At 44.5% G+C, this 16220-nt stretch carries 10 protein-coding genes; 9 read left to right on the forward strand and 1 reads right to left on the reverse strand.

Annotated elements, in window-relative coordinates; translation table 11 throughout:
• Window positions 1–188 precede the first annotated feature (188 nt).
• The 9 genes from dnm_RS03510 (at window position 189) to dnm_RS03550 (ending at window position 11494) form a co-directional block, all read left to right on the forward strand.
• Entirely contained in the window at window positions 189–359 is a 171-nt protein-coding gene (locus dnm_RS03510; RefSeq protein WP_207681333.1) for a YceK/YidQ family lipoprotein, read from the forward strand.
• Window positions 360–680: 321 nt separating this feature from the next.
• Window positions 681–1472 carry an SH3 domain-containing protein gene (locus dnm_RS03515; RefSeq protein WP_207681334.1) on the forward strand — a complete coding sequence of 264 codons (792 nt, stop codon included), beginning with the start codon at window positions 681–683 and terminating at the stop codon, window positions 1470–1472.
• A 580-nt stretch (window positions 1473–2052) separates the two neighbouring features.
• Window positions 2053–2466 carry a hypothetical protein gene (locus dnm_RS03520; protein WP_207681335.1) on the forward strand — a complete coding sequence of 138 codons (414 nt, stop codon included), beginning with the start codon at window positions 2053–2055 and terminating at the stop codon, window positions 2464–2466.
• Between the two features lie 99 nt (window positions 2467–2565).
• Window positions 2566–4854 (forward strand): SH3 domain-containing protein, encoded by a 2289-nt coding sequence (locus dnm_RS03525; protein WP_207681336.1) that lies wholly within the window; start codon window positions 2566–2568, stop codon window positions 4852–4854.
• A 393-nt stretch (window positions 4855–5247) separates the two neighbouring features.
• A complete protein-coding gene (locus dnm_RS03530) occupies window positions 5248–6123 on the forward strand; it encodes a hypothetical protein (RefSeq protein WP_207681337.1) in 876 nt (291 codons plus the stop codon).
• A complete protein-coding gene (locus dnm_RS03535) occupies window positions 6120–6311 on the forward strand; it encodes a hypothetical protein (protein ID WP_207681338.1) in 192 nt (63 codons plus the stop codon). Before dnm_RS03530 ends, dnm_RS03535 begins: the two co-directional genes overlap by 4 nt.
• Window positions 6312–6314: 3 nt before the next feature.
• Window positions 6315–6464 carry a hypothetical protein gene (locus tag dnm_RS03540; protein ID WP_207681339.1) on the forward strand — a complete coding sequence of 50 codons (150 nt, stop codon included), beginning with the start codon at window positions 6315–6317 and terminating at the stop codon, window positions 6462–6464.
• Window positions 6465–6519: 55 nt separating this feature from the next.
• Entirely contained in the window at window positions 6520–10485 is a 3966-nt protein-coding gene (locus tag dnm_RS03545; protein WP_207681340.1) for a carboxypeptidase regulatory-like domain-containing protein, read from the forward strand.
• Window positions 10486–10669: 184 nt separating this feature from the next.
• Window positions 10670–11494 carry a choice-of-anchor Z repeating domain-containing protein gene (locus tag dnm_RS03550; RefSeq protein WP_207681341.1) on the forward strand — a complete coding sequence of 275 codons (825 nt, stop codon included), beginning with the start codon at window positions 10670–10672 and terminating at the stop codon, window positions 11492–11494.
• Between the two features lie 406 nt (window positions 11495–11900).
• On the opposite strand, the gene dnm_RS03555 is transcribed toward dnm_RS03550, so the two are convergent.
• Window positions 11901–15212 carry a beta-propeller domain-containing protein gene (locus dnm_RS03555; RefSeq protein ID WP_207681342.1) on the reverse strand — a complete coding sequence of 1104 codons (3312 nt, stop codon included), beginning with the start codon at window positions 15210–15212 and terminating at the stop codon, window positions 11901–11903.
• Window positions 15213–16220 lie beyond the last annotated feature (1008 nt).

Below are 16220 nucleotides of genomic sequence, written 5' to 3' on the forward strand. Positions count from 1 at the left end.
TGAGCGGCGTATCACAGGAAACACCTTTCCGTCAACTTGATGCTGTTCGCATCTTCTGATAACAAGGGTGTTCATCCTGTAAACTGGAAATAAGTATTAACTATCTGACTTATTATAAAAAAATGAAAAAACAAATAATGATTTGCCTTACCATCGCATGGGTAGTTTGCTCTGGATGCGGAAGACTGTTGTCAAAAACACCTCCGTTTTACACTACCGGCATATACGCCGGAACCAGAGTTGACGTCGGTATTATTAGCAGTGGCGGAGAAGGATTGGTGTTTCTTCTGGATTTGCCTTTTAGCGTAGTGGCAGATACGATTATGTTGCCAAAAGATATTTATGACAAACAGAACTAACCGATAATATCCAAATCTACAGAGAGATATAAGAAAAAAAGTATTGCGGACAGTTTGACAACCGTCGCTGATCCGAACAGGCTTCTGTTACAGGAATGCCGGGACCTCATCTTCTGGCAAAGATTGTCTGATTTTTTTCCAAAACAGTTTGATAGCCGCGATTTTTGACAGCATGTTAAGGAGGGATGCGTTCATGAATTATTCATTCTTCGATCCTTAGAGCGGAATTCGGCATTGTTGATTTCAATTATCAGAATTAATTAGGCTGTAATTCACTGACAATTCAGGTTTTTTTGATAATCTGATAATAAGGAGGAAAGAATGAGGCTGATATCGTTCATTACTTTTTTGGTATTATTGTTTATTTTTCCACTTTTTCCTTTTAACGCGGACGCAGGCAAAAGGAACACCGAATATTTCAGTTCTCCCCGGTCCTATCAGGTGATACGGGGTGTGAATTACCGCACCTCGCCAGATAAAAATTCTCCGAAATACGGAACCTTGAAAAAAGGTCAGACCGTAATGGTCAGCGGCATTGTAAAGGGCTGGTATCAGATAGTACTTCAGGACGGAGGAAATGCTTACGCCTGGAATACATATCTGGAGCCGGTCAGCGGAGGATTCTCCACCCCAGTCCGGCAGTCTTATTCCTCAAAATCAGCTTCAAAATTCGGAAGTGTGTGTCCCAATCCTTCCTATCCCTGTTCCACATCTGATTACACTTTCAGACCATATGAACTCTCCTTTATTCTTCCTAACGAACTCAAATGGCGAAACATTTACAAATCGGTCTCCTTTTACGCTATTCTTCTCAAGAGCATAAAGACTGTTCCTGCCGAGGAGCATGACGATGAATGCTCAGGATATTTTTCAGAAACTGATCGTCTGAGAGTGCAGGCAATGTTTCCAAGTCACAAGGTCTTTGCATCAAGGTTCGGATGCCATGATTTTGTCTATTATACCAACACGAACGAAAAATACAATTTTCTGGCTGTTTATGGCGGAAAAACAAAACCCGAGGCTCAGAATGTTCTTGCCAAAGTTCGGCGTACTGGGCGGTTTTCCGGATCCAATATAAGAAAAATGCAGGTTGTACTCGATTATGGTGATTAAAATCGCTGTTCGGAATAAAAGAATAAAACAACAAGGCGTTCTGACAGGAAAATCGGGATACTCGTATATCCGTAAAATGGAAATTCCCCTTTTGAAGGCAATACTGTTGACTTAATAGCAGGCGAATTTCTCCGGAGTGCGAAAAATGCTTTTTCGCAATTGCAAAAATAAAATTTTTGCACTCCGGATCCGCCCGGAACTTCTTAAGTCAACAGCATTGCCCTTTGAAGGGGGCAGGAGAGATGTAAGTGCCTGAAAAACACATCCCCACTCCTTCAAAGGAGGAGCTTCCGATATTTTTCATCTGCTGATATGAGGGAATCTCCTTCTTATCAAAAGCGTATGTTGTTTTATAACCCATCTTGTTATCTGTCACTTGCTCAGTTGGCAAGCGTATAGCTATCAAGTTTTATATATTTTTGCTGTGTACAGGACAGAAAAGATAAGTGCCGGAGAAACCCGGCTTTTTCCGACAGGGGAAACCCGCCTCATCCGGGGAAAAAAGCCGGGTTTCTTTGCCGCCTGTTTTTTTGTCCTGTACACAGATATTTTTTAATCTTTCATACAAAAAGGAGAAAAGATGAAACAACTCAAAATCATGATTGTTTTAATCGCGTTTTTGGCATTGGCATTAGTTGTTCCATATGTTGCAAATGCTCAGGATTGCACTGCCCAGATTAATACAGGGGTGTGGTATCACTGGACGTCTTACAAAGGTGGAAAATTGTACAATACCGGAGCATTTAAGTTTACTGGCACTTATGAACAGGGCGGGGACGAACTCAGGGTCATTCAGTACGGTGACAAAGACAAGGAAACAAGATATCTCAGGGGAAAACATGGCAGAAACTGGTTTGCGATTTATAACCCCAAATCAGGAGAAAGATGGGAAACAAGCAAAACTTCATGCAAAGGAAAAGTCATGACCGGTGCCATATGGGTTAACGGAAAAGTGAAATATACCTTCACACTCGACACAGGGAGAACCCGTTAATGTCCATTTGTATTGAGACGCAGTATCAGACCTCCGAATTTTTCAGAACTTCGGAGGTCTTATCGCCAGACCCGTTAGAAAACAGAAGGAGGAAAAAAGATGAAAACCAGTAAGATGAGATTCGCAGTATTTATCGTCTGTCTGACCTTTTTGTTCAGCGTGCCAGTTATTTTGCCTGATGCAAACGCAGGCAGGACAGAATATTTCAGTTCTCCGAGAACTTATGTGGTAACAAGCGGTGTGAATTACCGCGTCGCACCGAATAAGAATTCTCAGAAATACGGAACCCTGAAAAAAGGTCAGACCGTAATGGTCAGCGGTATCGTAAAAGACTGGTATGAGATTGTGCTTCAGAACGGGGGCAATGCTTATGCCTGGAATACATACCTTGCACCGGCAAACTTGGTAACAAAGGCATCGCAGTCAGCTTCGACACCAGAAGCGGAAGCGGAACATGCTTGCGGAACTATTCCGAATCTGCATTTGGGTGATTTCCCACATGTTGAAGATCAGGTTTTTGATGTGAAATTAAAACCCTATGGCAGAATTTGTTTTTTTATATCTGAAGATCAGGAATATGATAATGATCCTATAAAGTACAAGCCTTTTATCATACCTGCCTATGGCAAAGGCAAAGATGCTGTTTTCGAGCCTGAGGATATTGGCGGAGGTGAGGCGGAAAAATGTGAAATCAAGGCAATATCCTTTTCTGATATGGATGGTAACGGGCTGAAGGATGTCATTGTTGTGGCTTCCTGTCGGAGATCCGCTTCAGGATGGTATAATAACAATCGGATTTATTATAATAAAGGAAAATCCCGAAGATTTCAAAGCGATATGAGTATGGATAGGCAAGCCAGCAAATTCAGCACCGTTGCCCAGATAAAAAAGAATTTGCGTGGAAAAAAAGTCAGCCCGGCTCCGGCCCCTCTGATTTCTGCCCAGCCGACAATACAGAAAGGTGTTGTTTATAAAGATTATCATGTGGGCTGGACCGGACGCCAAAACCTTCAGAATAAATATTTCTTTAATGTAACAGATGATACGCCTGAATCAGACTGGACTCTGGCGGTAAGCGCCGTGACCAGCGGCTGCGGAACAACGTCGGGTTCTGTTTTTATGGGAAAAGAAGGAATGCGGGGCGAGGTGGTCGGCACATGGAACAATCAGAATACAGCGTGTTACGACGCGACTGACCAGCCCGGAAACCCGAATAAGATTGGTCTGACCCCGCAACTGGTGAATTATGCAAAGCAGAAGCAGACAAAAGAATTTACCGTAGATGTAAGTCGAATTGTGAACGGAAACGGACGGTATGCGGCAGAGTGGAAATATGATTCAGGATGTTGCGCTGCATTTGTTACCGGGATGGAACTCAGAGGGCAAAAACAGGCGAGACTTGCCGCTTCCACAGAAGAAATAAAGCTGGACGATGCTTTGAGAGAGAAGTTAATCAGCTTGTTTTATTATTTGGAGGCTGGCGAGGTAACATCCTTCCGACGAGGGAGCGTCCCCCCGGACAAGGATATGATTTCTTTTGCCATGCTCTGTCTTGATAATTTGGGAGAACTCGGGAAAATAGATGCATCTTATAATTACAGGGTGCCAGTTCAGCGTGTGGATAAGATAACGATGAGGTATTTTGGGAGGAAAGTTGAGCCTCGCTCTGTCGCAGATTCTTTTACCTGCAGAAACGGTTATTATGTTATACCATCGACCGGCGCTTCCGGCCCGGATATTGATATTGTCGGATTCCACCCCTTAGGTAATAACCTTTATGAGGTTTACGCGAAATTAGATGATGAATCTCCCGGGAAGCAGAAAGTCGTTTTGAAGATGGAATCATCCGACAGATTCATGGTCGTCGAATATATGAAGCCGATTACCAAGGCAGAATATACAGACACGCCCTATACAGCTAATTCTTCTTTGAATGTGATATTTAGGACAGATAGTTGGAACAATAATTTTGTGCAGAACGGTGCCCGGGAATATAACGTAGCCAAAGGCAGTTTCATTTCTCGTTTGTGGGACGAAAGCATACGCGATCCAAACGGAGAGCAGCCCCACAATTTCATGGGAGAAGGTTCTCACGTTCAAAATCGGAAATGCTATAAAAAATTTAGCAAAGGTGATGTGGCTATTTTTTATTGGTTAGATTATGACAGGGGGGATGGCGGCTGGGTGAGTCTCGAATGGATTCCGGGAAAGGGCTTTTTTTGGATCAGCAGCCAAGATGAGGACAGAGAATATAAACTTAAATCAGGCAAGTCCGCATATGTCGCATGGAAAGAGAGCGGATCGCTAATTTCAATCACAGTGGAAACTCCTGATAACTATCCGGGAACACCACAAAATTCTGTGGTGTATGAGTTTTCCGCAAACTAACGTCATGGATTGATCAGACTGCCAAAACCTCCGAGGTTTTCAAAACCTCGGAGGTTTTTTATTGTATCCGAAACTTCGCAGGTCTGCTGCCGAATTTATACCTGAAAATTTATGTCCGGGTACGCTTCATAGCCAGATCAGACTCCGAAAGCTAACCTCCAAATATATCCTCCTGTTTTCCTTTTTTCTCCATCACTTTCATCCCCCCCGAAGCCTTGGCAATTCATTATCGGGAGAAAATTTAATCATTAAGTGAAAGAAAATTTATCCCCGGGTGTCTATGATAGTTAAGAATTTCATCTGACATTCACAAAAAAAATTTAATTCTGTGAAAGAAAATTTTTGAAAGTGCGTCAGTAAATATCAAACACCAAAACATGCCCGGAGGTCAATATGAACACTTACATATCAATATCTCATCTCATTAAAATTTCCCTGCTGACAGTATCGGTTTGCCTTCTGCTGTATCCCATTGGCGCTGTTGCCGGAAAAACCTCTCCATCCCGTGTAAATTCCATAAAGATTGAGAAATCCGACAATACGATTTCCGTCAATCTCGTTAATGCGGATATTTCAGATGTCGCAAAAGCCCTCTCAGAACAGACCGGAATAAAAGTGCTTTTAGATGAAAGCATCACCCGGACGGTCACATCGAAATTTCAGAATATGCCCGTTGAGCAGGGCATAAAGCGATTACTCGGCCATTCTCTCAGCAGCGCTTTCGTGTTTGCCAAGGAGACCGGTCCGTCCGGAAAAGAGACCTATCGCCTGGACACAGTAAAAATATTTAATACCGGAAAAATGTTGTCAGCCAGCTACAAAAAATTTGACGGAAACATCCGATATCCTGAAAAAGCAAACACATTTTCAAAACCTGATATTTCTGATGCGAAAATGCGGCACCAGATGCCCGGAAGCCCCGGAGCCATAAGATATGAGATACTTCAGGCAAGACAGAATCTTAATATCATTCACAAGAAAAGCAAACGTGAAAGAGACAGGGCAAAAAGAAAGGTCGCTGAAATCAGGATGAAACTGAGCCGGGCTGTTTCTCCTGATGAAAGAAGCTCGCTGACAAAAAAACTGAGCTTCGCGAATCAGGAACTCTCTCGTATAAACAATTTGAACCGAAACATCATAACAGATGAGGAAAGAAATTTAAGATATCTGGTCGAAGAGGAAGCAAAGATACAACAAAAAGGAAAATTTACTGAGAGACTGCGTGAATCCGAAGCGCAGCAGAAGCTCGGAGAGCGGAGGAAACAATGATGCGGTCTGCATTGATACTGACTGTCGGATGCTGGACACTGGCTGCCGGATGTTATTTTCTGGATATTGATTCCTGGCTGATGGCTGCCGGCGCATGGCTGGCGGGTATGGTTTGCTGGTTGTTTACGCTCCGATATCAACTGAACAGACAGCAGACGATAAATATCCGGCAGCATAAATCAGGTTGAACAATGATGAATACCTTTGACGCCAAACCACAGGAGGACAGGGATTATGAAGAGCTTAAACAAAGAAGCAGGACTGCTGAGATTTTTTGCAGTCTCATTCTTTATCTTCTTCTCAGTGATGTTAAAATAGAAACAGCAGAGGCAGTTAACTGAAACTGTTTGTAATATTTTTTAATTTTTAGCATGAAATTTACGGAGGACAGGCACCATGAAGAAACAAAATATCGCAAAAGGGCTGAGGTTTATTGTGGCCGTATTCTTTCTCACCTTCTCGGTGATGGGCGGGATGGCGGCAGCGCAGAATAATAATGCAGGTTTCACGAATGATAACGGAGAACTGACGGGAATCGGCAAGGATATCTCTGATCTTGGTTATGGAAACATCCCCCTTGGTGATTTTGATTTTGACTTTGAACCGCTTAATGTTGACGGATATGAAGATATCACATCTGCTGATTTTGACTTTGAAGCATTTGAGCTTGACGGATATGAAGATATTCTTCTCGCTGATTTTGACTTTGAAGCATTTGAGCTTGACGGATATGAAGATATCCTCCTCGGTGATTTTGACTTTGAAGCATTTGAGCTTGACGGATATGAAGATATCTCCCTCACTGATTTTGACTTTGGCTTTGAACCACTTGATCTTGACGGATATGAGGATATCGCATTTGCTGACTTTGAACCGGACTTGGTCTTGCCGGATGAGGGAAACTATGTCACTATCAGCGGTGTTGTAAAAGATAGCGACGGTCAGCCCGTTCAGAATGCCTGGATCAATGCCAAACCTGATTTTTTGGAGCCTGATCTCGAACCTGATGTCTTGGATTCCGATCTTGAATCTGCTTTTTTGGATATTGAACTCGAATCTGATATCTCTGCTTCCGACGCAGAACCTGAGGATGGAAATAAGATCATGCCCTTGAATGGCATTGAAGTCAGACCCGATACTTGGAACAAATTTTGTTTTAGCCACGGCGGAGAAACAGATGAGAATGGCGCGTTTTCCATATCTGTAAGTGAAGGTTGCTCCTATGACTTGTTTATTAATGTTCACAAGTTATCAGATACCACGGCCATCAGCGGTTTTTTTCAGGATGCTGACGGCGGAACCGGTTCTGATCCGGGTGCGGATGTCCAATGGTCAGGCAGCGTCACCAATGACTGGGCAGAAAGAACCATGATAGAAGCCGGAGCGGACGGTGTCAGCGGCGTGGAGATCATATTGGGAAAAGGTTCCAGAATATACGGAAAAGCTTTCGATTCTGACGGAAAACCAGTTAAGGAACTCTGGATTGATGCACACGCGGATATCCCGGGCGGCTGGGGCAGCGCATCCACAGATGAAGAAGGAAATTTTTCCATTGTCGTACCTCCCGGAGAAGGATACCGACTCAGCTCCTGGCCCTGGGAAGGCGTTTTTATAGGCGGTTACTGGAAAGTTGGTGAGGATAGCGCTCTGACAACTTCTGGCAAGGACGGTTCTCTTTCACCGAATTGGAACGAAGCCACACTCTTGGACGCAACCACAGACACAGAAATTAACATCATATTTGACGCGGGCAATACCATTTCCGGTCGTGTCGTGGACGAAGCAGGCGATCCGGTTTCAGGAATATGGGTGAACGCCAGTTCCGGTTCTCTTTACAAAGATGGTATTTTTGAAGATGAGGATGTTAATTCTGAGGACAAGTATTTGGACGAATTTATGTGTATGCCTTCGTCGCTTTGGTATGGTGCCGCCACAGACGAAAACGGTTATTATGAGATCGCTGTTTATCCGGCTTCGGATTACAGAGTGAGTGTGCAGGGCAATGGTGTTTATCGGACCATGTATTACAATAATACGTTGAAATGGAAAGATGCCACTCTTATAGATGCAAGCAGCAATGCCGTCACAGGGATAGACTTTGCATTGAATATGGGCGCAAGTATAGCTGGCACACTGTCCGGTCTTGAAGAAGGCGACAACGCTTATATTGAGGTATGGAGTGATTCCGGAAAAGGCTGGGGCAGTGCGGAACTGACAGGAACAGGTTCTGACCTTTCTTTTAAAGTACGCGGCCTTGAGGATGGCGATGATTACAGAATCAATGTCTGGGCAGAGGGTTATCTGAACGGCTACGTGGGAGAAGACGGAAAACTCGTTTTATGGGAAGATGCGGTATTCTTTGCTACCGGAACAACAACCGCAAACATAAAACTGAGTACAGGGAAAAAAATTTCCGGCACATTGTCCGGTTTGTCCGCAGGTGACAGGGTATGGATAGACGCATACAGCGATTCCGTATGGAGCAAGGGCGGAATCGAAGTGACAGCAGAAGGCGACACCGCCGATTTTACCCTGTCCGGTCTTGCAGACGCATCTGATTTCAGAGTTTCAGTAAACGCGAAAGGGTATATGAGCGGTTTTTACGGAGGAGCAGGGTCTGCTCTTGTTTCTTATGATAATGCAACATTGGTCAGCACAGTTGACGGAGATGTTTCCGAAGTGAATATTGCAATGAGTACCGGTAATTCTGTCAGCGGTGTTATTAAAGGGCTGGACCCTGATGACCGGGCATGGATCAATGCCTGGAGTGAAAGCGGCGCTTCTTCCGGCGGAACAGAGGTGATCGGAACAGGTTCTGATGTGGCTTATGAAATTAACTGTCTTGGTGTGGCCTCGGATTTCCGTGTTTCAATTCAGGCGAAAGGTTATATCGGCGGCTGCTACGGCGATGACGGACTTACAGACTGGGAAAACGCCGCTCTGGTGGATTCAGAGGCAAACCCGGGCAACATAAATCTCGAACTTTCCAAGGGCAAGACAATTTCAGGTACAATTACAGGACTTGCCAAAGGCGAATGGGCATGGATTGAAGCCCGGCGGGAAAAGGCCGATCAGTACAGAGAGCCGATGCTCCTGGTAATGACGGATATGGCTTATGATGAGTGCGGAATCAGATGGAATGAGAATTCCTGGGGCGGAACAGAAGTGAAAGGGACAGGTTCTCCTGTTAATTATACGATTACGGGACTTTCCTCGGCAGATGACTTTATCGTCACGTTCCGGCCCGAAGGCCATGCGCCTGAAGTCAGAACCGGTATTGATACCAGTACTGACCCTGAGAACATAGACTTTATTGCTTCGGAAGGCAAGTGTATCTCCGGCTCCGTAGAAGGTGCGGAACCCCGCGAGTGGGTATCTGTCAATGTCTGGAATGAGACAACATGGGATGGCGGATATGCCGAAATCATGGCTGATGCGGACGGAAAGGCCAGTTATGAGATAAAAGGACTCGGAAGCGGTTCGGGCTATGTGGTCAGCGCATGGTCAGGCAGAAAGAATCTCTTTTATGATCAGCAGATGTCATGGGACGATGCAACCCGCGTTGATCTTTCAAACGGAGACGCCGCTGATGTAAACTTTAATTTTGACGCCATTAAAATGTACACGCTTTCGGGTGAGATCGCAGGTCTGGAAGATAACACGCTTGTGTGGACAGACGCATGGAGCGAGACCGGACACGGATGGGGTAATACTGAAAGACGCGGTAACGGAACATTCTCCATGGAGCTTCCTGCGGGAATCTACAAAGTCGGAATTTACGCGGATGGTTATATCAAAGCTTATTATAATGCAGATTCAGGCTGTCTGACCGAGGATTGGGCAGAAGCAAAACCGGTTGCGGTATCTGATAACACGGACCTGGGTCTGCTCACACTCTCTTCCGGATACACTGTCTCCGGCGTGGTTACGAACTCGGAAGGTGATGCGGTCTCCAGAGTGTGGGTAGATGTTTACAGCAATAGCAAAGATTTTGGCGGCGGGGCAATGACAAACCGCAATGGCGAATACAAAATATCTGGTCTTTCAGATGGCAGCTATGTGGTAAATGTATGGAGCATGAACGGAAACTTCGAAGGCGAGCTTGCCATTGAGGGAAGTGATGTGGCTTATGACATCTCTCTTGACGGTGGAAATATCGGAGATTTATACGGCATAGCTGACGACAGTGATATTGTGTTCTTGTTTGATGAAAACGATACATTTGTTAATGCCACAGAGACAGATGATTCCGGTAACTATACCTTCACCGGACTTGCCGAGGGTAGCTACACGGTAAAAGTGAAGTCTGATAAAGCAGATGGTTATGAAGTTTTAAACGCTGCAATGGTCGAAAGCAGATAAACTTGAAACTTGAAACTTGAAACTTGAAACTTGAAACTTGAAACTTGAAACTTGAAACTTGAAACTTGAAACTTGAAACTCGGAACTTGAAACTTGAAACTTGAAACTCGGAACTTGAAATTTGAAACTTGAAATTTGAAACTTGAGATTGGGTTTCGGGTTTCAGCTTTGGACGGTGTGAGATATGCAAGCTTACAATCGTATAACGGGTTTTATTCTGATATTATTTTTACTGGCTCCGAGTTCGGCGATGGCGACTTCGCCTGCGGAGCCGTCTGATATTTTCAGCCCGGATCATACACGCGGGGTATCATCAACTGACAATACCATAACTGTCAATTGGAAGGCTTCAACAGATGCGGACAAAGATTTGAATGGTTATGCCACTTTGTGGGACAATTTCCCTGATACTGTTCTCTGGTCAAAAAACCGAGGTCCGACTGCCACTTCCGATACTTCTGATTCCCTGGGGGATGGCTCGTGGTACTTTCATATCAGAGCAATAGATGATGGCGGAAATTACAGCAAAACCGTGCATTACGGCCCTTTTATCATAGATACTCAGCCTGATATTTTTTCCGTAAATCCGGGGGTCGGTAACCGTGATAGTGCCACCGGTGTTGTGATAACTGGTACAGATTTTATGTCCGGTGCCACAGTAATGATCGGGGACATCGAAATTGAGAATGTGACGTTTGTAAGTTCAACGGAACTGAGAGCAACGATTCCCGAAGGGACGGAACCGGGAACTTATGATATCAAAGTCACCAATCCCAACAGCAGAATGACTATTAAAAACAGCGGATTTCAAGTAGCAGTTTACAGGATTCAGGATATGGATATAAACGAAGATGATGCAGTTGACCTTACAGATATGATCCTTGGGCTGAAAGTGCTTGCGGGTCTTAATCCTGCCGGAATTCAATCCGCGGATGAGGTGAATTCGGATGGCAGAATCGAAGTGACCGAAGTGATTTGTATTCTTCGTGTTCTGTCCGAATTGAAGTAAGTTGCACTTTAGTGCGGATCAGTTTTGCAGTTCAGAAAAAGCGGAATGTATTTTTCCTAATTATAACGGAGTTAGAGGAGAACATAACTTTCTGAAATTATTATATTAAAACATGCTGTTCTCTCCGAATGTCATTCCGGGAAAAACTGACGCGATGCGCGGCTTATAAGTACCTAACCATAAGTTTCCGATATTTGTCCGGGAAAGAAACCCGGCTTTTTTTCCGAAATGACCCGTTGTCCGTGAATGAAAAAGCCGGGTTTCTCTGCCGCTCACAGAAAAAAAAGATATATAAAAAATTTTTGCTCAGGTATTTAATGCCGCGAAGGCACAAAGACGCGAAGTCTCACAAAGGCTCTCCGTGTCTTTGCGGCATTTTTTTTCCGGTGCAGGACTCCCCGCTTTCTCATGGTTCTGTAAAGTTGATAACCGCAATGTCTGTTCCGAGATTTGACACAAGGTTCACTCTGATCTCATCTTCGGTCACGGAGAAAACATAATCATCCATGAAAACCGAGCGTTTCACTTTTGAATTTGAATTTGTCCACCAGTTGGCGCACGGGCTTCTCCAATAATACCCCTCCTCTTCTTGTGTTTGCGGGTCTTCGTGAGACACGCCGCCAAGATATTCAAATCCGGTGTCCGTGGTGACTTTATAGACCATCAGACCGCTGAATGTCATGGTATCGCCGTAGCTGCCTCCGCCGCTTCCGCCTTCGCAGATCACCATGGGAATCGCCAGGAGGTCCCTGGGTTTGAAGAAATTGAATGCCAGATGATTTGTTGCCGCGTCCGAAGTGGATCCCCGTGTTCCGATGACTTCCTTATGTGTGAGCTGGGGATTGGTCATATCTGCCACGTCAAATATTTGCAGCATGATTCCCTGGAACCAGGCAAAACTTCCCGAATCCGACTCCGCGGAATCATAGCCGATGGAAAGCAGATGATTGTCATCCATGGGATGAATATAGGTTGAAAATCCCGGAATCTTCAGTTCGCCTGCAATGGTCAGATTGTTGGGATCGGAGAGGTTGAAAACAAAGAGCGGATCTGTTTTTTTGAAGGTGACAATATATCCTCTGTCTCTGTCAAAACGTGCGGACCGGATATCTTCAGTGGGCGCGATATTGTCAATCTGTCCCACCACCTCAAGTTCGGTGCCTTTGTCTTCAAAAACAGAGATGGTGCTGTGGACATTCGGGTTTGGCTCTCTGCCTGTGGTGGTTGCCATACGGAAAAATCCTTCATATTCGTCCATGGCAAACTGATTCAGCACTCTGCCTTTTACCACGCCGCTGCCTTTGTATGCGGAAGATGGCGGATCATTGATCAGCGTAAATTTATGAACGGTTGAGGCTTCTTTTATTTCTTCTCGTTCGTCAAAGAACCATATGATTCTGGGCGCGTGCTGATGTCCTGAACAAATGTAGAAAGCCGAAGATGAGGCATAAACCGCTCCGGGTTTACCCATGATGGTTGTCGCGTTCAGCTCACCTTCGCCGTTTATATTGGCAGATACCATTGACAGAAAATTCTTTCCATCCTGCTGCATGGATACATAGAAATCATCGCAGTTTCCCAGCAGTCCTTTTTCTTCCTGAGGCTGACCATCAACATAGCGAATATCTTTTACTGAGGGAAGCCAGTCCGTAATGTCAGATCCCAGGATTATTGCTTTGTTTTCCTGCTTCAGCGCCTCAAACATCTCGGTAAGCTCTTCTTCGGTATATTCCGGTACACCATAATAATAATCATCCTCCCAGTAATAGTAATCCCAATAATACCCTCCTCCCCGGCAATATTCCTCAAGTCCTTCGGGCCAGTACTCAATCCCGTCAAATTGGGGATCAGGAAAAATCACAACCGAATGAACCGCATCTCCGATCCGTCTTGAATTTAAATACGAGCCTGAGAAATATAATTCACGGACCAGCTTGGGAGCAGTCGTGTCTGAGATGTCCAAAACCGTTATTTTGAGTTTTCGTCCGTCACCCGTGAACTCGCAGTTATAGCCGTAAGTGCATTCATTATCTCTGCCGCCGTAATAATCCGGATAATAGCCATAATCATTTTGCCTTATATAATTGAGAGATGAGTAAATAAATGCTCTTTTGTTGTGTACAAACATTTTTTTGGGCTGTCCTTCGATATCAAAAGAAGAAATCACAGAAGATGATTCAGGAGGCCATGCAGCAACAATATGAAATTTGCCATCTGCCAGAATATAGATATAAGACCCGTCATTTTTTATAAAATCTGCCTCATCAACACCGGCCACCTGGGTGTTGGTCTCTGAATATTCTGTTGCGCCTTCATCTGAAGGGAATGACTCTTCAGCTAAGAGATCATAAAGAGAAAGAGAAGCGTCGGCATTAACATCACCAGCTACGGCAACGGCATGATCCCCATCCATGTCCCAGTATACAGGCGGTTCATATTTCCTGCATTCCATAGCGTATCGGAGATTTTCATCCAGCTTTTCTTCCATCTCAGCAATGGCCCCCTGTTTTAAGTCATTCAGCAGTGTTGTGCAGCCATCCGCAGTTCTCAGAGCGGCACGGGTCCGACACTGGCTCTCACTGCTTTGACCAAACCAGCTATGATATACATTTTGAACATCTTGCAAATCCAGATTAAATATAGAATCATTCAGCGTAACAGAAAGACTTGGATTCTCAGAAGACAGGCCGCTGAAATTCAGTTCAGTGTTATTGACATTCAGGGAACCCGAGACAGGCAGCCCGGACGCGGGATCTGTTTTGATATGACTGAATCCGCAGGTAAAAGTTTGTGTCCCGAAATCTATTGTTGTGCTGCCGCTCATTCCATCAGTCTGGCTATAAGCAAAATCTGTTGTGACGATTGCGCCTGAGTTGCCGATTGAATAGATATTTTCAGATGCTCCGTTTACGGAAAGTACCTGACCCGCTGTGTCATAAGTCATGGTGACAGTTTCCTCAAACGTCTGATTGCAGATCATTATATTGTCCAAATCAAGTGTTGCTGTAACCGGGTCGTTTTCAGAGGAGAGTGTTGCTGTTGTATGACCGTTGATAACACAATCTCCTTTTATCACATCTCTGCACTCAATAGCATAAGAAACATTGCTCTCGTCAAGAGAAGGTGTCACTTTTACAGTTCCGGTGATACCGCCGCAATTTTCCGAGCCAGCTTCTGTGAAAGTGAAGACAACGGCTTCCGAAGTTTCGCTCTCTTTTTCAACCGTGCCGCATGGGAAAGCAGTGTTCAGGAGATTCAGAGCGATATCCTGATCTGAAGAGCGTTTCTTCTGCCTGGCGCTGTTCAGTCCGATATAAGACATGATGGCAGCCATCTGCTCCAGTGACTCAATATCTTTTTCATCATCAGCCAGGGCCAGGGCAGCAAAATTTGTAAGGTTTTCCAACTTGGATTGTTCAAGCGTTACTGGCAATCCCGCAGTTACCCGCATCGCATAAATGAGCTCTTCAATGCCAATTTTATCATTTCCGTTTAAATCTGCCTCATGACTTACAGAAGATGTCGTTGCGTTTACCAGTGTCTGCAAACCCGTGATCACATCACCCAGGTCAATGGTTTCATTGCCGTCAACATTCCCCGGATAAAACCCTGCCCACGTCGTGTTTGTTGCGATCACCATGCACAACAGCGCAATAAAAAAAAGCCAGACAATATGCCGGGATGGTGACGGACTGAAAATCCGGGTTGATCTTTTCATGATAGCCTCCTTTTGTTTGTTTGGGTTTTTGGGGCGTTTGATCTCAATTTTTATGGAGAGATGAGCAAGGTACCTTAATTATATTTTAAAAGAACATGATGGATGAGTCAAAATGTCTGAATTATTGTTTTGACTTCTGCCTGACAAAAAATCTTATCCATATAACTATACACATTTATATTTCATTTCTTTCAGGTACGATAGCCTTTAAGAAAATAAGTACCTGATCAAAAATTTTTTCTGATTATAACGGATTCAGGGGAGGCCGGCCAATGCTGCAAATATGGGTGTGTCCCGCCTTTCACACATCCGAAAAAATCAGCCACAAAGGCACAAAGACACAAAGGAGGCACAAAGAGACTTCGTGAGACTTCGCGCCTTCGTGCCTTCATGGCAAAAAAACGGATGTGTCCCGCCTTTTATCCAAAAAAATCAGCCACAAAGACACAAAGGAAGCACAAAGAGACTTTGTGAGACTTTGTGAGACTTTGCGCCTTCGTGCCTTCGTGGCAAAAAAACGGATGCGTCCCGCCTTTTACACATAAAACCTGTTCCTGTGTAAAAGCCGGGGCACACCCGCAAATATGCCGCCCTTACAGGGCCTGGTCGGCCCTCCCCTAAATCCGTTATAATCAGAATTTTTTATACACCTTTTTCTCTGTGAGCGGCGGAGAAACCCGGCTTTTTCCTTTGTCGGAGAAGCATCATTCCAGAAAAAAAGCCAGGTTTCTTCTTCGGGAAGATATTAAAAACTTATGGTTAGGTACTTATTTGTCGTTTCAAGGCGTGCTGTGTGCGAAAAACTTTTAAGCATATAAGCAACACTTCCGGTTCCGCCGAAGGCATTAATCACCGTGTCAAATTTGATATTTTTTATGGCATCCCAAATCCAGTCAACGAGTTTTAAGTACCTGATCAAAAGTTTTTTATACATTTTTTTTCTGTGAGTGGCAAAGAAACCCGGCTTTTTCCTTTATCGGAGAAGCATCATTCCGGAAAAAAAGCCGG

The sequence above is a fragment of the Desulfonema magnum genome, from assembly GCF_017377395.1.
In the GTDB taxonomy this organism is placed as follows: Bacteria; Desulfobacterota; Desulfobacteria; order Desulfobacterales; family 4be13; genus Desulfonema_C; species Desulfonema_C magnum.